At 34.9% G+C, this 19,965-nt stretch carries 19 protein-coding genes and 3 tRNA genes; 15 read left to right on the top strand and 7 right to left on the bottom strand.

Annotated elements, in window-relative coordinates:
• Nucleotides 1-137 precede the first annotated feature (137 nt).
• From QM959_RS08835 to rlmH, 7 genes are all read right to left on the bottom strand, one after another.
• Nucleotides 138-211: transfer RNA gene (locus QM959_RS08835), tRNA-Asn, on the bottom strand.
• 5 nt (nucleotides 212-216) lie between these two features.
• Nucleotides 217-288 (bottom strand) — tRNA-Glu (locus tag QM959_RS08830).
• Nucleotides 289-339: 51 nt separating this feature from the next.
• Nucleotides 340-1,092: a response regulator transcription factor gene (gene comE / locus QM959_RS08825; RefSeq protein ID WP_247935493.1), complete on the bottom strand. Its 753-nt coding sequence runs from the start codon at nucleotides 1,090-1,092 to the stop codon at nucleotides 340-342.
• Nucleotides 1,089-2,414, bottom strand: a complete 1,326-nt coding sequence (gene comD / locus QM959_RS08820) for a competence system sensor histidine kinase ComD (protein WP_414372743.1) — start codon at nucleotides 2,412-2,414, stop codon at nucleotides 1,089-1,091. Before comD ends, comE begins: the two co-directional genes overlap by 4 nt.
• Nucleotides 2,415-2,426: 12 nt before the next feature.
• Entirely contained in the window at nucleotides 2,427-2,549 is a 123-nt protein-coding gene (comC, locus tag QM959_RS08815) for a competence-stimulating peptide ComC (protein WP_045612506.1), read from the bottom strand.
• A 165-nt stretch (nucleotides 2,550-2,714) separates the two neighbouring features.
• A tRNA-Arg gene (locus tag QM959_RS08810) sits at nucleotides 2,715-2,788 on the bottom strand.
• A 43-nt stretch (nucleotides 2,789-2,831) separates the two neighbouring features.
• On the bottom strand, nucleotides 2,832-3,311 hold the full coding sequence (gene rlmH, locus QM959_RS08805; RefSeq protein WP_000695934.1) for a 23S rRNA (pseudouridine(1915)-N(3))-methyltransferase RlmH: 480 nt from the start codon (nucleotides 3,309-3,311) through the stop codon (nucleotides 2,832-2,834).
• A 183-nt stretch (nucleotides 3,312-3,494) separates the two neighbouring features.
• On the opposite strand from rlmH, the gene QM959_RS08800 reads away from it, so the two are divergent.
• From QM959_RS08800 to ftsH, 15 genes are all read left to right on the top strand, one after another.
• Nucleotides 3,495-4,676: a S1C family serine protease gene (locus QM959_RS08800; protein ID WP_414372742.1), complete on the top strand. Its 1,182-nt coding sequence runs from the start codon at nucleotides 3,495-3,497 to the stop codon at nucleotides 4,674-4,676.
• Between the two features lie 57 nt (nucleotides 4,677-4,733).
• Complete coding sequence (locus QM959_RS08795; RefSeq protein WP_414372740.1) at nucleotides 4,734-5,492, top strand: ParB/RepB/Spo0J family partition protein; 759 nt, start codon at nucleotides 4,734-4,736, stop codon at nucleotides 5,490-5,492.
• A gap of 212 nt (nucleotides 5,493-5,704) precedes the next feature.
• Nucleotides 5,705-7,066, top strand: coding sequence for a chromosomal replication initiator protein DnaA (gene dnaA, locus QM959_RS08790; protein ID WP_414372738.1), 1,362 nt, complete (start codon nucleotides 5,705-5,707; stop codon nucleotides 7,064-7,066).
• Nucleotides 7,067-7,224: 158 nt separating this feature from the next.
• Nucleotides 7,225-8,361, top strand: coding sequence for a DNA polymerase III subunit beta (gene dnaN / locus QM959_RS08785; RefSeq protein WP_247935488.1), 1,137 nt, complete (start codon nucleotides 7,225-7,227; stop codon nucleotides 8,359-8,361).
• A 64-nt stretch (nucleotides 8,362-8,425) separates the two neighbouring features.
• Entirely contained in the window at nucleotides 8,426-8,620 is a 195-nt protein-coding gene (locus tag QM959_RS08780; RefSeq protein WP_000285186.1) for a DUF951 domain-containing protein, read from the top strand.
• A gap of 84 nt (nucleotides 8,621-8,704) precedes the next feature.
• Nucleotides 8,705-9,820 carry a redox-regulated ATPase YchF gene (gene ychF / locus QM959_RS08775; protein ID WP_001218707.1) on the top strand — a complete coding sequence of 372 codons (1,116 nt, stop codon included), beginning with the start codon at nucleotides 8,705-8,707 and terminating at the stop codon, nucleotides 9,818-9,820.
• 71 nt (nucleotides 9,821-9,891) lie between these two features.
• Nucleotides 9,892-10,461 carry an aminoacyl-tRNA hydrolase gene (gene pth, locus QM959_RS08770; protein ID WP_414372732.1) on the top strand — a complete coding sequence of 190 codons (570 nt, stop codon included), beginning with the start codon at nucleotides 9,892-9,894 and terminating at the stop codon, nucleotides 10,459-10,461.
• Nucleotides 10,462-13,965: a transcription-repair coupling factor gene (mfd, locus tag QM959_RS08765; RefSeq protein WP_414372730.1), complete on the top strand. Its 3,504-nt coding sequence runs from the start codon at nucleotides 10,462-10,464 to the stop codon at nucleotides 13,963-13,965.
• 57 nt (nucleotides 13,966-14,022) lie between these two features.
• The gene (locus tag QM959_RS08760) at nucleotides 14,023-14,289 is read left to right on the top strand and encodes an RNA-binding S4 domain-containing protein (protein WP_001234978.1); all 267 of its coding nucleotides are present in this window, start codon (nucleotides 14,023-14,025) and stop codon (nucleotides 14,287-14,289) included.
• Nucleotides 14,282-14,650: a septum formation initiator family protein gene (locus QM959_RS08755; RefSeq protein ID WP_414372728.1), complete on the top strand. Its 369-nt coding sequence runs from the start codon at nucleotides 14,282-14,284 to the stop codon at nucleotides 14,648-14,650. The genes QM959_RS08760 and QM959_RS08755 overlap by 8 nt, the downstream gene beginning before the upstream one ends.
• Nucleotides 14,651-14,654: 4 nt before the next feature.
• Nucleotides 14,655-14,777, top strand: coding sequence for an SP_0009 family protein (locus tag QM959_RS08750; protein ID WP_000429334.1), 123 nt, complete (start codon nucleotides 14,655-14,657; stop codon nucleotides 14,775-14,777).
• Nucleotides 14,770-16,038: a serine hydrolase gene (locus tag QM959_RS08745; RefSeq protein ID WP_414372726.1), complete on the top strand. Its 1,269-nt coding sequence runs from the start codon at nucleotides 14,770-14,772 to the stop codon at nucleotides 16,036-16,038. Before QM959_RS08750 ends, QM959_RS08745 begins: the two co-directional genes overlap by 8 nt.
• Entirely contained in the window at nucleotides 16,035-17,312 is a 1,278-nt protein-coding gene (gene tilS, locus QM959_RS08740; protein WP_414372724.1) for a tRNA lysidine(34) synthetase TilS, read from the top strand. Before QM959_RS08745 ends, tilS begins: the two co-directional genes overlap by 4 nt.
• A 4-nt stretch (nucleotides 17,313-17,316) precedes the next feature.
• Entirely contained in the window at nucleotides 17,317-17,859 is a 543-nt protein-coding gene (gene hpt, locus QM959_RS08735; protein ID WP_247935672.1) for a hypoxanthine phosphoribosyltransferase, read from the top strand.
• A gap of 15 nt (nucleotides 17,860-17,874) precedes the next feature.
• Complete coding sequence (gene ftsH, locus QM959_RS08730) at nucleotides 17,875-19,833, top strand: ATP-dependent zinc metalloprotease FtsH (protein ID WP_247935673.1); 1,959 nt, start codon at nucleotides 17,875-17,877, stop codon at nucleotides 19,831-19,833.
• Nucleotides 19,834-19,965 lie beyond the last annotated feature (132 nt).

Below are 19,965 nucleotides of genomic sequence, written 5' to 3'. Positions count from 1 at the left end.
GTTTTCGGAACTTTGAAAACTTTAAGAAACGAATTTTTATCGCTCTGAATATAAAAATGGAGAGAACGACGATCGTCCTCTCCAGATGTTAGCTTTTTTCAACCCACTACAGTTGACAAAGAGCCTTTTTATCTATACTCCGCCAGTAGGACTCGAACCTACGACATCATGATTAACAGTCATGCGCTACTACCAACTGAGCTATGGCGGATAAAATAGTCCGTACGGGATTCGAACCCGTGTTACCGCCGTGAAAAGGCGGTGTCTTAACCCCTTGACCAACGGACCTTCTATCTGTAGCAGATATAACCATTATATCAATTTCTTACTAATTGTCAATTACTTTTGAGATTTTTTCTCTAAAATATCTTTCAATTTTCTAATTTTTAATCTTGAAATAGGACAACGATGGTCTTCATAGAAAACAATTTCTAGGTTTTTTCGATCAATTTCTCTGATATTGCCTATATTTACCAAAAATGACTTATGAGGAGAATAAAATCGCTGAGTATGTTTATCCTTTTCCTGAATATCTGTCATGGTACCGTAAAACTCTTTTGCAAAATTCTTACCAATAATGCGCAATTTCTGAGAGACCCCTGTCGTTTCAATATACAGAATGTCATGGTAAGGGATTTTTAAATCATTTCCCTTGTAATTGTAGTCAAAATAATCTACCACATCTTCATTTTCAAGTAACATACTCTTCGTGTAGAAGATATTTTGCTCAATTCTCTTCTTAAATAACTCATCATTGATATCCTTATCAACAAAATCTAAGGCTGATACTTGGTATTTATAGGTTAGAGTCGCAAACTCTGATCGACTGGTAATAAAGACGATAATAGCATAAGGATTGTGATGACGAATAAACTGGGCAACTTCAAACCCTTTTTTCTCAATTCCATGAATATCGATATCTAAGAAATAAAGCTGGTTTACTTCATCATTTTCGATATACTCCTTAAACTCACGAACTTTTCCTGTTGTCTTGTAAGATATTGGAATATTCGATTCTTTCGAAATTTCATCCAATATTCTCTCTAGCCTCACTTGATGTTCAATAACATCTTCTAAAATTAAAACTTTCATTCAAATTCCCTCTTAAATCTAATGATTTGTCTAAATGTACTGCCTTCCATCTCTGTTTCTAAAATAATATTATTGTACTTATCTAGTAGTTCTTTCACATTATTTAATCCTACTCCACGATTTCTTCCCTTAGTAGAGAATCCTAAAGCAAATAGATCTCTTGAAGGAGTCATCGTCATTTTACATGAATTCTGAATCACAATCACTGTTTCAGTTTCCATCTTAATAACTGCTACTTCCATCTGCTTTTTATAGCTATCAGCCGATCCTTCGACAGCATTGTTCAATAAAACACTCATAATACGAACCAAATCCAATAGTTCAATTGGGAGCTTAGTAATCGTATCTTTTACTTCCAGTGTAAACTCTACACCGTTATTTCGAGCATAGACAATTGACTGAGCAACCAAACTTCGTAAAGCTGAATCCTCTATGTTGTTCAAATCAAAGTAAGTATACTTATCTGAACGCAGTTTATGATTTGCTTTGACCAAAACTTCATTGTAAACTCTGTCAATTTCTTGTAAATCACCACTGTCAATTGCCATCTGCATACTAACAAGCATTCCAGCATAATCATGTCGAAAACCACGGATTTCATTATACAGACCGACAATTTCGTCTGTATAATTCTGTAAATGTTTCTGTTCAAATTTCTTCTGCTTCAAAGCAATCTCTTTCTCCATTTGTTCTTTATGCGAATTCATTGCAAAGAAAATCAAAAGTAGAGAAATAAAGACAATAGATGATAAAATACTTCCAAAACTATTCAAATGTTTAATCGTACTTACCATATCTGAAATGAAAGATGCAACATGTAGCAGTAGTAATGCAAAAAATACTTTTTTCAAAAAAGGATAAAGGTAGTCCTTGTCAAAATAGGCTAGTTCCAAATGGAAATAATGAATGATTTTTAAGACAACAAAATAGGTCAACGTTGAGATTGCTAAAAAGAATAGGCCATAATATTGTAAAACAAAATTGTCTCCTGTTATAGAGGAGAAAGTCACAGACAGAAAGTTATGAGTGCTCTCATATAAAAGAGATAGTAGTAAACTTAAGAATAGTCCTCTATCCCTCTCATACTGTTTGATCCATCGAAAATAGGAATATAATCCCAAAGGAAATAAAAATGTTACAATTCCTAACCCATCTAAAGATAGAAAATAGAAGGGAAGTTCAAGTACTGCTTCTACTAGTAATGTATAAGCACCAAAAACGTATAGTTCCTTTGCTTTTATTTGACCTTTACAAATTAAATGGTAACTGTGACTAAGAATTAGAAAATATAATATAAAATCCACTACTAAGAAAAAATCCATTCTGCTACTCCTTTATCTTCTTCTAAATAAATTAAATAAAGCACCATCTGGTTTCCTCATCTCCCCACCTTGAATCTTTTGCAAGTCTTTTTCCTTTAAGGCTACAAACTGTTCCAATTTAACTGTGTTTTTCATAATAAAATCTCCTTAAATGTTTTTTTCTTGTAAGCTAACTTACAAAAACCATTATACAAAATAGAATTTCAGTTTAGATAAAATTCTCTCAACTGTCATTTTTTTCTCCCCAAGTGTACTTTTTTAAGAAAAAAGCTGGGAAAATTCCCAGCTTTGCTACTATATTGATCCCAGCAGGATTCGAACCTGCGACCGTTCGCTTAGAAGGCGAATGCTCTATCCAGCTGAGCTATGAGACCTAACACAGCTATTTTACCAAAAATTCAATTGAAAGTCAATTTTCTATTTATGATAAGGAGAGCCCTGCTGTATTGTAAAAGCCCGATAAATTTGTTCAACAAGAACTAGTCTCATTAACTGATGGGGTAAGGTTAAGCGACCAAAACTGACAGAAAGATTAGCTCTCTTTTTTACATCCTGTGCTAACCCCAGACTCCCTCCAATAATAAAGGTAAGAGTAGAAAATCCTTTTATAGAAGCTTCTTCTAACTGCTTACTAAATTCTTCTGAGGAGAAAGTTTTCCCTTCAATGGCTAACACAATAACGAAATCACGGTCACCAACTTTTGATAAAATTCTCTGACCTTCTATTTCTAAAATCTTTTGATTTTCTGACTCACTAGCCTTATCTGGTGTTTTTTCATCTGCCAGCTCAATCATTTCAAGCTTAGCAAATCGAGAAATTCGTTTTGAATACTCTGCGATACCATCTTTTAAATACTTTTCTTTCAGTTTCCCAACTGTTACAACTTTAATTTTCATGACTCTATTCTAACATATTCTCTATTTTTTCACATCTTATTCACAAAATAAAAGGTTAATTTTAGCCGAGAAAACCACAGATTTTTGAAAGTTATCCACAATCTGTGAAAAACTTTTATTTTTAAGTTATAATTAAGCTAGTCAGTTTATACTTTCAGTAATTTCAAACAAATGGAGGCAAATATGAAACATCTAAAAACATTTTACAAAAAATGGTTTCAATTAGTAGTCGTTATTGTCATTAGCTTTATTAGTGGAGCCTTAGGTAGCTTTTCAATAAACCAACTAACTCAGAAAAGTACTGTAAGTAACTCCAACAACAATAGTACTATTACACAGACTGCCTATAAGAACGAAAATTCAACAACACAGGCTGTTAACAAAGTAAAAGATGCTGTTGTTTCTGTTATTACTTATTCGGCAAACAGACAAAATAGCGTATTTGGTAATGATGATACTGACACAGATTCTCAGCAAATCTCTAGTGAAGGATCTGGGGTTATTTATAAAAAGAATGATAAAGAAGCTTACATCGTCACCAACAATCACGTTATAAATGGTGCCAGCAAAGTAGATATTCGTTTGTCAGATGGAACTAAAGTACCTGGAGAAATTGTCGGAGCTGATACTTTCTCTGACATTGCTGTCGTCAAAATCTCTTCAGAAAAAGTGACAACAGTAGCTGAGTTTGGAGATTCTAGCAAGTTAACCGTAGGAGAAACTGCTATTGCCATTGGTAGCCCGTTAGGTTCCGAATATGCAAATACTGTCACTCAAGGTATCGTATCTAGTCTCAATCGAAATGTATCTTTAAAATCTGAAGATGGACAAGCCATTTCTACAAAAGCCATCCAAACTGATACTGCTATTAACCCAGGTAACTCTGGTGGACCACTTATCAATATCCAAGGACAGGTTATCGGAATTACCTCAAGTAAAATTGCCACAAATGGAGGCACATCTGTAGAAGGTCTTGGTTTCGCAATTCCTGCAAATGATGCTATCAATATTATTGAACAGTTAGAAAAGAACGGAAAAGTGACTCGTCCAGCTTTGGGAATTCAAATGGTCAATCTCTCAAATATTAATACAAGTGATATTAGAAGACTGAATATTCCAAGTAACGTAACATCTGGTGTAGTTATTCGTTCTGTACAAAGTAACATGCCTGCCAATGGTCACCTTGAAAAATATGATGTTATTACAAAAGTAGATGACAAAGAGATTACTTCATCAACAGACTTACAAAGTGCTCTTTATAATCATTCTATCGGAGACACCATTAAGATAACCTACTATCGTAACGGTAAAGAAGAGACTACATCTATCAAACTTGACAAAAGTTCAGGTGATTTAGAATCTTAATTGACATCTATGTAAAGAAAGCTTTACATAAGAGAAAAGATGTGTTAGTGTAGAATCATGGAAAAATTTGAAATGATTTCTATCACAGATATACAAAAAAATCCCTATCAACCCCGAACAGAATTTGATAGAGAAAAACTAGATGAACTAGCACAGTCTATTAAAGAAAATGGGGTCATTCAACCGATTATTGTTCGTCAATCTCCTGTTATTGGTTACGAAATCCTTGCAGGAGAGAGACGCTATCGGGCTTCACTTTTAGCTGGTCTAACGTCTATCCCAGCTGTTGTTAAACAACTTTCAGACCAAGAGATGATGGTCCAGTCCATCATTGAAAATTTACAGAGAGAAAATTTAAATCCAATAGAAGAAGCACGCGCCTATGAATCTCTCGTAGAGAAAGGATTCACCCATGCTGAAATTGCAGATAAAATGGGCAAGTCTCGTCCTTATATCAGCAACTCCATTCGTTTGCTTTCCTTGCCAGAACAGATCCTCTCAGAAGTAGAAAAGGGCAAACTATCACAAGCACATGCACGTTCTTTAATTGGCTTGAATAAGGAACAACAAGACTATTTCTTTCAACGAATCATCGAGGAAGATATTTCTGTAAGGAAGTTAGAAGCTCTTCTGACAGAGAAAAAACAAAAGAAACTTCAAAAAACGAATCATTTCATACAGAATGAAGAAGAACAGTTAAAAAAACTACTCGGATTAGATGTAGAAATCAAACTGTCTAAAAAAGATAGTGGAAAAATCATTATTTCTTTTTCAAATCAAGAAGAATACAGTAGAATTATCAACAGCCTGAAATGAGGCTGTTCTTTTATTTTTTTATTTCACATAATTATCCACTGTTTTTTTCAATAAAAAGCTTAAAAAATCAATAGTTTCTGCTTTTATCCCCAACCTGTGGATAAAACTCGATAACATTGTGGATTATTTTTCACAGCTTGTGGAAAATTCTTGCCATCTATGGTAAAATAAGTCTATCATTAAACTTTTAAATAGTAAAGGAGGAGAAAGGATTGAAAGAAAAACAATTTTGGAATCGTATATTAGAATTTGCTCAAGAAAGACTGACTCGATCCATGTATGATTTCTATGCTATTCAAGCTGAACTCATCAAGGTAGAGGAAAATGTTGCTACTATATTTTTACCACGATCTGAAATGGAAATGGTCTGGGAAAAACAACTAAAAGATATTATTGTAGTTGCTGGATTTGAAATTTATGATGCTGAAATAACTCCCCACTATATTTTCACCAAACCTCAAGATACGACTATCTCACAAGTTGAAGAAGCTACCAATTCAACTCTTTATGACTATAGTCCAAAGTTAGCATCTATTCCTTATTCGGATACTGGATTAAAAGAAAAGTATACCTTTGATAATTTTATCCAAGGGGATGGAAATGTTTGGGCAAAATCTGCTGCTTTAGCTGTTTCAGAAGATTTAGCTTTGACCTATAACCCTCTTTTTATATATGGAGGTCCAGGTCTCGGTAAGACTCACCTATTAAATGCTATTGGTAATGAAATTCTAAAAAACATTCCTGATGCACGTGTTAAATATATCCCTGCTGAAAGCTTTATTAATGACTTTCTTGATCACCTAAGACTTGGGGAGATGGAAAAGTTTAAAAAAACCTATCGTAGCCTTGATCTTTTATTAATTGATGATATCCAATCTCTAAGTGGTAAAAAAGTCGCAACTCAGGAAGAATTTTTCAATACCTTTAACGCCCTTCATGACAAGCAAAAACAAATTGTCCTAACCAGTGACAGAAGTCCAAAACATCTGGAAGGGCTTGAAGAAAGACTTGTCACGCGCTTTAGTTGGGGATTAACACAGCACATTACACCTCCTGAATTTGAAACGCGTATTGCCATTCTACAAAGCAAAACTGAACATTTGAATTACAATTTCCAAAGCGATACTTTAGAATACTTAGCAGGTCAATTTGATTCAAATGTTCGCGATCTTGAAGGTGCGATTAATGATATCACTTTAGTTGCTAGAGTAAAGAAAATCCAAGATATTACAATTGATGTTGCTGCAGAAGCTATTAGAGCTCGCAAACAAGATGTTAGCCAAATACTCGTCATTCCAATTGATAAAATCCAAAATGAAGTTGGTAACTTTTATGGTGTTAGTGTCAAAGAAATGAAGGGAAGTAGACGCCTTCAAAATATTGTTTTAGCCCGTCAAGTAGCCATGTATTTAGCTAGAGAACTAACAGATAATAGTCTTCCAAAAATTGGGAAGGAATTTGGTGGTAAAGATCACACAACAGTCATTCATGCCCATGCAAAAATTAAATCTTTGATTGATGAAGACGATAATTTACGTTTAGAAATTGAATCAATCAAAAAGAAAATCAAATAACTTGTGGATAACTTTCGCTTTTTTATCTTTTTTATCCACATTTTTTAAACAAGCCAAAAAACTTGATATGCCTTAATTTTAGTCTGTTTTCCACAGATTTCACAGACTCTATTATTACTATTATCTTTTTAATACTAAAAATAAATAAAGGAGAATCCATGATTCATTTTTCAATTAATAAAAATTTATTTCTACAAGCATTAAATACTACTAAGAGAGCTATTAGTTCTAAAAATGCCATTCCTATTTTATCAACAGTAAAAATTGACGTGACTAATGAAGGTGTTACTTTAATTGGTTCAAATGGTCAAATTTCAATTGAAAATTTTATTTCTCAAAAAAATGAAGATGCTGGTTTGTTAATTACTTCTTTAGGTTCAATCCTTCTTGAAGCTTCTTTCTTTATCAATGTGGTATCTAGTCTACCTGATGTGACTCTTGATTTTAAAGAAATTGAACAAAATCAAATTATTTTAACCAGCGGCAAATCAGAAATTACCCTAAAAGGAAAGGATAGCGAACAATATCCACGAATCCAGGAAATTTCAGCAAGCACTCCTTTAATTCTTGAAACAAAATTACTCAAGAAAATTATCAATGAAACAGCCTTTGCTGCAAGTACCCAAGAGAGTCGTCCAATTTTAACAGGTGTTCATTTTGTATTGAGTCAACACAAGGAGCTAAAAACAGTGGCAACAGACTCTCATCGTCTAAGCCAGAAAAAATTAACGCTTGAGAAAAATAGTGATGATTTTGATGTTGTCATTCCTAGCCGTTCTCTACGCGAATTTTCAGCGGTATTTACAGATGATATCGAAACTGTAGAGATTTTCTTTGCCAACAATCAAATCCTCTTTAGAAGCGAAAATATTAGCTTTTATACTCGTCTCCTAGAAGGAAACTATCCTGACACAGATCGTTTGATTCCAACAGACTTTAACACTACTATTACTTTTGATGTGGTAAACTTACGCCAGTCGATGGAACGTGCTCGTCTTTTATCAAGTGCGACTCAAAATGGTACTGTGAAGCTTGAAATTAAAGGTGGTGTTGTTAGCGCCCATGTTCACTCTCCAGAAGTTGGTAAAGTAAACGAAGAAATCGACACTGATCAAGTTACTGGGGATGATTTGACTATTAGTTTCAACCCAACTTACTTGATTGATTCACTCAAGGCTTTAAATAGCGAAAAGGTGACCATTAGCTTTATCTCAGCTGTTCGTCCATTCACTCTTGTGCCAGCAGATACTGACGAGGACTTCATGCAACTTATCACCCCAGTTCGTACGAATTAAGTTAAAGAGGTTGAGCCTAGCTCGCCTCTTTTATGATATAATCGAAAAAGAAAAGGAGAGTAATATGTATCAGGTTGGAAATTTTGTTGAGATGAAAAAACCACATGCTTGTACTATCAAGTCAACTGGTAAAAAAGCAAATCGTTGGGAAATTACACGTGTAGGGGCAGATATCAAAATCAAATGTAGTAATTGTGACCATGTTGTCATGATGGGGCGCTATGATTTTGATAGAAAAATGAATAAAATTATTGACTGAGAACCCTTAGTTAGAGGGTTAGCAAGTTTTCCCTTTTTGTGTTATAATATTAGGGATTGAAATGAAAATGGAGAATGAGAAAATATGGCTTTAACAGCAGGTATCGTTGGTTTGCCAAATGTTGGTAAATCAACACTATTTAATGCAATTACAAAAGCAGGAGCAGAGGCAGCAAACTATCCCTTTGCGACCATTGATCCAAACGTCGGGATGGTAGAAGTTCCAGATGAACGACTTCAAAAATTAACTGAAATGATTACTCCTAAGAAGACGGTTCCTACAACATTTGAATTTACAGATATTGCAGGGATTGTGAAAGGGGCTTCTAAAGGGGAAGGTCTCGGAAATAAATTCTTGGCCAATATCCGTGAAGTAGATGCGATTGTTCACGTAGTTCGTGCTTTTGATGATGAAAATGTCATGCGCGAGCAAGGACGTGAAGATGCCTTTGTGGATCCACTTGCGGATATTGATACCATTAATCTGGAATTGATTCTTGCTGACTTAGAATCTGTTAATAAGCGTTATGCGCGTGTAGAAAAGATGGCACGTACGCAAAAAGATAAAGAATCTGTAGCAGAATTCAATGTTCTTCAAAAGATTAAACCAGTCCTTGAGGATGGAAAATCAGCTCGTACAATCGAGTTTACAGATGAAGAACAAAAAGTTGTCAAAGGTCTCTTCCTGTTGACGACTAAACCAGTGCTCTATGTTGCTAATGTGGACGAGGATGTGGTTTCAGAACCTGACTCTATCGACTATGTGAAGCAAATTCGTGAATTTGCAGCGACAGAAAATGCTGAAGTAGTCGTTATTTCTGCGCGTGCTGAGGAAGAAATTTCTGAATTGGACGATGAAGATAAAAAAGAGTTTCTTGAAGCTATTGGTTTGACAGAATCAGGCGTTGACAAGTTGACTCGTGCAGCTTACCACTTGCTTGGACTGGGAACTTACTTCACAGCTGGTGAAAAAGAAGTTCGCGCTTGGACCTTCAAACGTGGTATGAAGGCTCCTCAAGCAGCTGGTATTATCCATTCAGACTTTGAAAAAGGATTTATTCGTGCAGTAACCATGTCATATGAGGATCTAGTGAAATACGGATCTGAAAAGGCCGTAAAAGAAGCTGGACGCTTGCGTGAAGAAGGAAAAGAATATATCGTTCAAGATGGCGATATCATGGAATTCCGCTTTAATGTCTAAAAAATTAATGAATAGTGTCAATTAGGTTGGAAAAAAATTCCAACCCTTTTGGCTTTTGAAAGGAAAAATAAATGACCAAATTACTTGTGGGATTGGGAAATCCAGGGGATAAATATTTTGAAACAAAACACAATGTTGGTTTTATGTTGATTGACCAACTAGCGAAGAAACAGAATGTCACTTTTACACACGATAAGATATTTCAAGCTGACCTAGCATCTTTTTTTCTTAATGGCGAAAAAATTTATCTTGTCAAACCAACGACCTTTATGAATGAAAGTGGAAAAGCGGTTCATGCTTTATTGACTTATTATGGTTTGGATATTGAAGATTTACTCATCATTTACGACGACCTTGACATGGAAGTTGGGAAAATTCGTTTAAGAGCAAAAGGCTCAGCAGGTGGTCACAATGGCATTAAGTCTATTATTCAACATATAGGAACTCAGGTCTTTAATCGTGTTAAGATTGGAATCGGAAGACCTAAGAATGGTATGTCAGTTGTTCACCATGTTTTGAGTACGTTTGACAAGGATGATTATATCGGTATTTTACATTCAATTGACAAGGTTGACGAAGCTGTAAATTATTATTTACAAGAGAAAAGTTTTGAAAAAACGATGCAGAGGTATAATGGATAAATGGTGACCTTATTAGATTTATTCTTAGAAAATAATCAGATCAAAAAATGGCATCAAAATCTGACAGATAAAAAAAGACAATTAATGTTAGGCTTGTCAACTTCTACAAAAGCTTTAGCAATTGCAAGCAGTTTAGAAAAAGAAGATAAGATTGTATTATTGACGTCAACTTATGGAGAAGCAGAAGGACTTGTTAGTGATCTTATCTCTATCTTGGGTGAGGAACTTGTCTATCCATTTTTGGTGGATGACTCCCCCATGGTCGAGTTTTTGATGTCTTCACAAGAAAAAATCATTTCACGGGTTGAAGCCTTGCGTTTTTTGACTGATTCATCTAAGAAAGGGATTTTAGTTTGTAATATCGCAGCAAGTCGATTGATTTTACCGTCTCCAAATGTATTCAAAGATAGTATTGTAAAAATCTCAGTTGGTGAAGAATATGACCAACACGCGCTTATCCATCAGTTAAAGGAAATAGGATATCGAAAAGTTACGCAAGTACAAACTCAGGGAGAATTTAGTCTGCGAGGAGATATTTTAGATATTTTTGAAATATCCCAGTTAGAACCTTGCCGAATTGAGTTTTTTGGTGATGAAATTGATGGTATCAGGTCATTTGAAGTCGAAACACAATTATCGAAAGAAAATCAGACAGAACTAACCATCTTTCCAGCTAGTGATATGCTTTTGAGAGAAAAGGATTATCAACGAGGTCAGTCAGCTTTAGAAAAACAAATTTCGAAGACTCTATCGCCGATTCTGAAATCCTATCTAGAAGAAATTCTTTCAAGTTTTCATCAAAAACAAAGTCATGCAGATTCTCGGAAGTTTTTATCCTTTTGCTATGACAAGACATGGACTGTCTTTGATTATATTGAAAAAGATACTCCAATATTCTTTGATGATTATCAAAAATTAATGAATCAGTATGAAATATTTGAAAGAGAATTAGCGCAGTACTTTACAGAAGAATTACAGAATAGTAAAGCATTTTCTGAGATGCAGTATTTTGCAGAAACTGAGAAAATCTATAAAAAACAGAGTCCGGTTACCTTTTTCTCTAATCTGCAAAAGGGGTTAGGCAATCTAAAGTTTGACCAAATTTATCAATTTAATCAATATCCTATGCAGGAGTTTTTCAATCAATTTTCTTTTCTGAAAGAAGAAATTGAGCGATACAAAAAAATGGATTACACTATCATTCTGCAGTCTAGTAATTCAATGGGAAGTAAAACATTGGAGGATGTTTTAGAGGAATACCAGATTAAATTGGATTCCAGAGATAAGTCAAGTATCTGTAAAGAATCTGTAAACTTAATCGAGAGTAATCTAAGACATGGTTTTCATTTTGTAGATGAAAAGATTTTATTGATTACTGAACATGAGATTTTTCAAAAGAAATTGAAACGTCGTTTTCGAAGACAACATGTTGCGAATGCGGAGCGATTAAAAGATTATAATGAACTTGAAAAAGGTGATTACGTTGTTCACCATATTCATGGAATTGGTCAATATCTAGGAATTGAAACAATTGAAATCAAGGGGATTCACCGCGATTATGTCAGTGTCCAGTATCAAAATGGGGATCAAATTTCCATCCCAGTAGAGCAGATTCAGTTACTGTCTAAATATATTTCAAGTGATGGGAAAGCGCCAAAACTCAATAAATTAAATGACGGACATTTTAAAAAGGCAAAGCAAAAGGTTAAGAACCAGGTAGAGGATATAGCTGACGATTTAATCAAACTTTATTCTGAGCGTAGTCAGTTGAAGGGTTTTGCTTTTTCAGCTGATGATGAAGATCAACATGCTTTTGATGATGCCTTCCCTTATGTTGAAACGGATGATCAACTTCGTAGTGTTGAGGAAATCAAGAGAGATATGCAGGCTTCTCAGCCAATGGATCGACTTTTAGTTGGGGATGTTGGTTTTGGAAAGACTGAAGTTGCTATGCGTGCAGCCTTTAAGGCAATCAATGATCACAAACAGGTTGTCGTTCTAGTTCCGACGACGGTTTTAGCGCAACAGCACTATACGAATTTTAAGGAACGATTCCAAAATTTTGCAGTTAATATTGATGTGTTGAGTCGCTTTAGAAGTAAAAAAGAGCAGACTGAAACACTTGAAAAATTGAAAAAGGGTCAAGTCGATATCTTGATTGGAACGCATCGTGTTTTGTCAAAAGATGTTGTGTTTGCTGATTTGGGCTTGATGATTATTGATGAAGAACAGAGATTTGGTGTCAAGCATAAGGAAACATTGAAAGAACTGAAAAAACAAGTAGATGTCCTGACCTTGACGGCAACGCCAATCCCTCGTACTCTTCATATGTCTATGCTGGGAATCAGAGATTTGTCTGTTATTGAAACTCCGCCGACTAATCGTTATCCAGTGCAGACCTATGTTTTGGAAAAAAATGATAATGTCATTCGTGATGCTGTTTTGCGTGAAATGGACCGTGGAGGTCAAGTTTACTATCTTTACAATAAAGTTGACACAATTGACCAGAAGGTTTCAGAATTACAGGAGTTGATTCCAGAGGCTTCGATTGGTTATGTTCATGGGCAAATGAGTGAAATTCAGTTAGAAAATACTCTATTGGACTTTATTGAAGGTCAGTATGATATTTTGGTTACTACCACAATCATTGAGACTGGCGTTGATATTCCAAATGCTAACACCTTATTTATTGAAAATGCAGACCATATGGGCTTGTCAACCTTGTATCAGCTAAGAGGAAGAGTCGGTCGTAGTAATCGTATTGCTTATGCCTATCTCATGTATCGTCCAGAAAAATCAATCAGTGAAGTCTCTGAAAAGAGATTAGAAGCGATTAAAGGATTTACAGAATTGGGCTCCGGATTTAAGATTGCAATGCGAGATCTTTCGATTCGCGGAGCAGGAAATCTTTTAGGAAAATCCCAGTCTGGTTTCATTGATTCTGTTGGTTTTGAATTATATTCGCAGTTATTGGAGGAAGCTATTGCTAAACGACATGGTAATGGGAAAACAAGAACCAAAGGAAATGCCGAATTGATTTTACAAATTGATGCCTATCTTCCTGACACTTATATTTCTGATCAACGACATAAGATTGAAATTTACAAGAAAATTCGTCAAATTGACAATCGTGTCAATTATGAAGAGTTACAAGAAGAGTTAATGGACCGCTTTGGAGAATATCCAGATGTAGTAGCTTATCTTTTAGAGATTGGTTTGGTCAAGTCCTATCTTGATAAGGTATTTGTTCAACGTGTGGAAAGAAAAGATAATAAGATTACATTACAATTTGAAAAAGTCACTCAGCGACTGTTCTTGGCTCAAGATTATTTTAAAGCTTTATCCGCAACGAACTTAAAAGCAGCAATAGCTGAGAATAAGGGATTAATGGAAGTTGTATTTGATGTCCGAAACAAGAAGGACTATGAAATTTTAGAAGGTCTTCTCATTTTTGGAGAAAGTTTATTAGAGATAAAAGAGTCGAAAGAAGACAATTCACTTTAACATTTTTCTTCTATAAAGTAGATAAAAATGGTACAATAATAATTTGAGGTAATAAAAATGAGATTAGACAAATATTTAAAAGTATCAAGAATTATCAAGCGTCGTACAGTCGCAAAAGAAGTAGCCGATAAAGGAAGAATCAAGGTAAATGGAATCTTGGCCAAAAGTTCAACGGATTTGAAAGTTAATGACCAAGTTGAAATTCGTTTTGGAAATAAGTTGCTACTTGTAAAAGTACTGGAGATGAAAGATAGTACAAAAAAAGAAGATGCAGCAGGCATGTATGAAATTATCAGTGAAACACGGGTAGAAGAAAATGTCTAAAAATATCGTACAATTGAATAATTCTTTTATTCAAAATGAACATCAACGTCGTCGCTATCTGATGAAGGAACGACAAAAACGTAATCGTTTCATGGGTTGGGTTCTCATTTTGATGATTTTATTGTTCATTTTACCAACTTATAATCTTGCTCAAAGCTATCACCAATTACTCCAAAGACGTCAGCAATTAGCAGACTTGCAAACTCAGTATCAAACTTTGAGTGATGAAAAGGATAAGGAGATAGCATTTGCTACCAAGTTGAAAGATGAGGATTATGCTGCCAAATATACACGAGCGAAGTACTATTATTCTAAGTCGAGGGAAATAGTTTATACGATTCCTGACTTGCTTCAAAGGTGATAAAATGGAAAATTTATTAGATGTAATAGAGCAATTTTTGAGTCTATCGGATGAAAAACTGGAAGAGTTGGCTGATAAAAATCAATTATTGCGTTTACAAGAAGAAAAGGAAAGGAAGAATGCGTAAATTCTTAATTATTTTGTTGCTCCCGAGTTTTTTGACTATTTCAAAAGTCGTTAGCACAGAAAAAGAAGTAGTCTATACTTCGAAAGAAATTTATTACCTTTCACAATCTGACTTTGGTATTTATTTTAGAGAAAAATTAAGTTCCCCTATTGTTTATGGAGAAGTTCCTGTCTATGCGAATGAAGATTTAGTGGTAGAATCTGGAAAATTGACTCCCAAAACAAGTTTTCAAATAACTGAGTGGCGCTTAAATAAACAAGGAATTCCGGTATTTAAGTTATCCAACCATCAATTTATAGCTGCGGACAAACGATTTTTATATGATCAATCAGAGGTAACTAAAACAATAAAAAAAGTATGGTTAGAATCTGATTTTAAACTGTACAACAGTCCTTATGATTTAAAAGAAATGAAATCATCCTTATCAGCTTATTCGCAAGTTTCAATAGACAAGACCATGTTTGTAGAAGGAAGAGAATTTCTACATATTGATCAGGCTGGATGGGTAGACAAGGAATTAACTTCTGAAGAAGATAATCGGATGAGTAAAGTCCAAGAAATGTTAACTGAAAAATATCAGAAGGATTCATTTTCTATTTATGTTAAACAATTGACTACTGGTAAAGAAGCTGGTATCAATCAAGATGAAAAAATGTATGCAGCTAGTGTTTTAAAACTACCTTATCTCTACTATACGCAAGAAAAAATAAATGAAGGTCTTTATCAGTTAGACACGACTGTAAAATACGTATCTGCAGTCAATGATTTTCCGGGTTCTTATAAACCAGAGGGAAGTGGTAGTCTTCCTAAAAAAGAGGATAATAAAGAGTATCCTCTAAAGGATTTAATTTCGAAAGTATCAAAAGAATCTGATAATGTAGCTCATAATTTATTGGGATATTACATTTCAAATCAATCTGATGCAACATTCAAGTCTAAGATGTCTGCTATTATGGGAGATGATTGGGATCCAAAAGAAAAATTGATTTCTTCTAAAATGGCTGGGAAGGTTATGGAAGCTATTTATAATCAAAATGGATTTGTATTGGAGTCTTTGACTAAAACAGATTTTGATAATGAGCGAATTGCCAAAGGTGTTTCTGTGAAGGTAGCTCATAAAATTGGGGATGCGGACGAATTTGAGCATGATACGGGTGTTGTCTATGCAGATTCTCCATTTATTCTTTCTATTTTCACTAAGAATTCTGATTATGATACGATTTCTCAGATAGCCAAGGATGTTTATGAGGTTCTAAAATGAGGGAACAAGATTTTTTAAATCATTTTCTCAAGAGAGGATATTTCAAAAAGCATGCTAAGGTGGTACTAGCTCTTTCTGGTGGATTAGATTCTATGTTTCTATTTAAGGTATTGTCTACTTATCAAAAAGAGTTAGAAATTGAATTGATTCTAGCTCATGTGAATCATAAGCAGAGAGTAGAATCAGATTGGGAAGAAAAGGAATTAAGGAAGTTGGCTGCTGAAGCAGAACTTCCTATTTATATCAGCAATTTTTCAGGAGAATTTTCAGAAGCGCGGGCTCGACATTTTCGTTATGATTTTTTTCAAGAGGTTATGAAAAAGCATGGTGCGACAGCCTTGGTCACTGCCCACCATGCTGATGACCAGGTGGAAACGATTTTGATGCGTTTGATTCGAGGCACTCGTTTGCGCTATCTATCAGGAATTAAGGAGAAGCAAGTAGTCGGAGATATAGAAATTATTCGGCCCTTCTTGCATTTTCAGAAAAAAGACTTTCCATCAATTTTTCACTTTGAAGATATATCAAATCAGGAAAGTCATTATTTTAGAAATCGTATTCGAAACTCTTATTTACCAGAATTGGAAAAAGAAAATCCTCGATTTAGGGATGCAATCTTAAGCATCGGCAATGAAATTTTAGATTATGACTTAGCCGTAGCTGAATTATCAAAGAATATTGATGTAGAAAATGTAGAGCAACTATTGTCTTACTCTGAGTCCACACAAAGAGTTTTACTTCAAACTTATCTGAATCGTTTTCCAGATTTGAATCTTACCAAAGCTCAGTTTGAAGAAGTTCGGCAAATTTTAAAAACTAAAAGCCAGTATCGTCATTCTTTAAAAAATGGCTATGAATTGATAAAAGAGTACCAACAGTTTCGGATTTGTAAAATCAGTCCGCAGGCTGATGAAAAGGAAGATGAACTTGTGTTACACTATCAAAATCAGGTTACTTATCAAGGATACAAATTTTCTTTTGGACTTCCTTTAGAAGGTAAATCAATTCAACAAATACCTGTTTCACGCGAAACATCCATATATATTCGTCATCGAAAAACAGGAGATTTTTTGATTCAAAATGGGCATAGAAAAAAACTCAGACGTCTATTTATTGATTTGAAAATCCCTATGGAAAAGCGAAAATCTGCTCTAATTATTGAGCAATTTGGTGAAATTGTCTCAATTTTGGGAATTGCGACTAGTAATTTGAGTAAAAACACGAAAAATGATATAATGAACACTGTACTTTATATAGAAAAAATAGATAGGTAAAAAAATGTTAGAAAACGATATTAAAAAAATCCTCGTTTCACACGATGAAATTACAGAAGCTGCTAAAAAATTAGGTACCCAATTAACTAAGGATTATGCAGGAAAAAATCCAATTTTAGTTGGGATTTTAAAAGGATCTATTCCTTTTATGGCAGAATTGGTTAAGCATATCGACACACATATTGAAATGGACTTCATGATGGTTTCTAGCTACCATGGTGGAACAGAAAGTAGTGGTGTCATCAATATCAAGCAAGATGTAACTCAAGACATCAAAGGAAGACATGTTCTATTTGTAGAAGATATCATTGATACAGGTCAAACTTTGAAGAATTTGCGAGATATGTTTATTGCAAGAGAAGCAGCTTCTGTTAACATTGCAACCTTGTTGGATAAACCAGAAGGACGTGTTGTAGAAATTGAGGCAGACTATACCTGCTTTACTATCCCAAATGAGTTTGTAGTAGGTTACGGTTTAGACTACAAAGAAAATTATCGTAACCTTCCATATGTTGGGGTATTGAAAGAAGAAGTGTATTCAAATTAGAAAGAACAATTTTTAATGAAAAAACAAAATAATGGTTTAATTAAAAATCCTTTTCTATGGTTATTACTTATTTTTTTCCTAGTTACAGGTTACCAGTATTTTAGTACAGGTAGTGTTGCAGGGAAAAGTGAGCAAATTAATTATACAGAATTGGTAAAAGAAATTACCGATGACAATGTAAAAGAATTGACTTACCAACCAAATGGTAGTGTTATCGAAGTTTCGGGTGTCTATAAAAATCCTAAAACAAGTAAAGAAGAAACAGGCATTCAGTTCTTTTCTCCTTCTGCTACAACAGTAGAGAAATTTTCAAGTATTATTCTTCCTTCAGACACTACAGTATCAGAATTGCAAAAGCTTGCTTCTGACCATAAAGCGGAAGTAACTGTTAAGCATGAAAGTTCAAGTGGTATGTGGATTAATATTCTTGTATCCATTGTACCATTCGGTATTCTCTTCTTCTTCCTATTCTCTATGATGGGAAATATGGGAGGAAATAATAGCCGTAACCCGATGAGTTTTGGACGTAGTAAGGCTAAAGCTGCAAATAAAGAAGACATTAAAGTAAGATTTTCAGATGTTGCTGGAGCTGAGGAAGAAAAACAAGAACTAGTTGAAGTTGTTGAATTCTTAAAAGATCCAAAACGATTTACAAAACTTGGAGCCCGAATTCCAGCAGGTGTCCTTCTGGAGGGACCTCCGGGAACAGGTAAGACCTTGCTTGCTAAAGCAGTCGCTGGAGAAGCAGGCGTTCCATTCTTTAGTATCTCAGGTTCTGACTTTGTAGAAATGTTTGTCGGAGTTGGAGCTAGTCGTGTTCGTTCACTTTTTGAGGATGCTAAAAAAGCAGCACCAGCTATTATCTTTATCGATGAAATTGATGCTGTTGGACGTCAACGTGGAGTTGGTCTTGGCGGAGGTAATGACGAACGTGAACAAACCTTGAACCAACTCTTGATTGAGATGGATGGTTTTGAGGGAAATGAAGGGATTATCGTCATTGCTGCGACAAACCGTTCAGATGTACTTGACCCTGCCCTTTTGCGTCCAGGACGTTTTGATAGAAAAGTATTGGTTGGTCGTCCTGATGTTAAGGGGCGCGAAGCAATCTTGAAAGTTCATGCTAAGAACAAGCCTTTAGCAGAAGATGTTGATTTGAAATTAGTGGCTCAACAAACTCCAGGTTTTGTTGGTGCTGATTTAGAGAATGTCTTGAATGAAGCGGCTTTAGTTGCTGCTCGTCGCAATAAATCGATAATTGATGCCTCAGATATTGATGAAGCAGAAGATAGAGTGATTGCTGGACCTTCTAAGAAAGATAAGACAGTTTCACAAAAAGAACGTGAATTGGTTGCCTACCATGAGGCAGGACATACCATTGTTGGTCTAGTCTTGTCGAATGCCCGCGTTGTCCATAAGGTTACAATTGTACCACGTGGCCGTGCAGGTGGATACATGATTGCACTTCCTAAAGAGGATCAAATGCTTCTATCTAAAGAAGATATGAAAGAGCAATTGGCTGGCTTAATGGGGGGACGTGTAGCTGAAGAAATTATCTTTAATGTTCAAACTACAGGAGCTTCAAACGACTTCGAACAAGCGACACAAATGGCGCGTGCAATGGTCACTGAATACGGTATGAGTGAAAAACTTGGCCCAGTTCAATATGAGGGCAATCATGCTATGTTTGGTGCACAAAGTCCTCAAAAATCAATTTCAGAACAAACAGCTTATGAAATTGATGAAGAAGTTCGTTCATTATTAAATGAGGCACGAAACAAAGCTGCTGAAATTATTCAGTCAAATCGTGAAACTCACAAGTTGATTGCAGAAACATTATTGAAATACGAAACATTGGATAGTACACAAATTAAATCTCTTTACGAAACAGGAAAGATGCCTGAAACAGTAGAAGAGGAATCACATGTCCTATCTTATGATGAAGTAAAGTCAAAAATGAATGATGAAAAATAACCCTGAGAGAGGCATGCCCTCTCTTTTTTGTGCAGTTTAGACGGTGTAGGGGACAGAACGGGAGAAAAGGTCCAAAAGTGTTTCTGAATCTGTTAGACTGTATCTAGAAAGGGGAATAGAATGTTTAAAAAA

The sequence above is a fragment of the Streptococcus mitis genome, assembly GCF_047459985.1.
In the GTDB taxonomy this organism is placed as follows: Bacteria; Bacillota; Bacilli; order Lactobacillales; family Streptococcaceae; genus Streptococcus; species Streptococcus mitis_DZ.
Note: the sequence above shows the minus strand (reverse complement) of the source record. Positions and strands in the feature narration are given on the sequence as shown.

Excerpts from the sequence above, each read along its gene's own strand:
- comE (WP_247935493.1), bottom strand. The coding sequence starts at position 1,092 with ATGAAAGTTTTAATTTTAGAAGATGTTATTGAACATCAAGTGAGGCTA.
- comD (WP_414372743.1), bottom strand. The coding sequence starts at position 2,414 with ATGGATTTTTTCTTAGTAGTGGATTTTATATTATATTTTCTAATTCTT.
- comC (WP_045612506.1), bottom strand. The coding sequence starts at position 2,549 with ATGAAAAACACAGTTAAATTGGAACAGTTTGTAGCCTTAAAGGAAAAA.
- rlmH (WP_000695934.1), bottom strand. The coding sequence starts at position 3,311 with ATGAAAATTAAAGTTGTAACAGTTGGGAAACTGAAAGAAAAGTATTTA.
- QM959_RS08800 (WP_414372742.1), top strand. The coding sequence starts at position 3,495 with ATGAAACATCTAAAAACATTTTACAAAAAATGGTTTCAATTAGTAGTC.
- QM959_RS08795 (WP_414372740.1), top strand. The coding sequence starts at position 4,734 with ATGGAAAAATTTGAAATGATTTCTATCACAGATATACAAAAAAATCCC.
- dnaN (WP_247935488.1), top strand. The coding sequence starts at position 7,225 with ATGATTCATTTTTCAATTAATAAAAATTTATTTCTACAAGCATTAAAT.
- QM959_RS08780 (WP_000285186.1), top strand. The coding sequence starts at position 8,426 with ATGTATCAGGTTGGAAATTTTGTTGAGATGAAAAAACCACATGCTTGT.
- ychF (WP_001218707.1), top strand. The coding sequence starts at position 8,705 with ATGGCTTTAACAGCAGGTATCGTTGGTTTGCCAAATGTTGGTAAATCA.
- pth (WP_414372732.1), top strand. The coding sequence starts at position 9,892 with ATGACCAAATTACTTGTGGGATTGGGAAATCCAGGGGATAAATATTTT.
- mfd (WP_414372730.1), top strand. The coding sequence starts at position 10,462 with ATGGTGACCTTATTAGATTTATTCTTAGAAAATAATCAGATCAAAAAA.
- QM959_RS08760 (WP_001234978.1), top strand. The coding sequence starts at position 14,023 with ATGAGATTAGACAAATATTTAAAAGTATCAAGAATTATCAAGCGTCGT.
- QM959_RS08755 (WP_414372728.1), top strand. The coding sequence starts at position 14,282 with ATGTCTAAAAATATCGTACAATTGAATAATTCTTTTATTCAAAATGAA.
- QM959_RS08750 (WP_000429334.1), top strand. The coding sequence starts at position 14,655 with ATGGAAAATTTATTAGATGTAATAGAGCAATTTTTGAGTCTATCGGAT.
- QM959_RS08745 (WP_414372726.1), top strand. The coding sequence starts at position 14,770 with ATGCGTAAATTCTTAATTATTTTGTTGCTCCCGAGTTTTTTGACTATT.
- tilS (WP_414372724.1), top strand. The coding sequence starts at position 16,035 with ATGAGGGAACAAGATTTTTTAAATCATTTTCTCAAGAGAGGATATTTC.
- hpt (WP_247935672.1), top strand. The coding sequence starts at position 17,317 with ATGTTAGAAAACGATATTAAAAAAATCCTCGTTTCACACGATGAAATT.
- ftsH (WP_247935673.1), top strand. The coding sequence starts at position 17,875 with ATGAAAAAACAAAATAATGGTTTAATTAAAAATCCTTTTCTATGGTTA.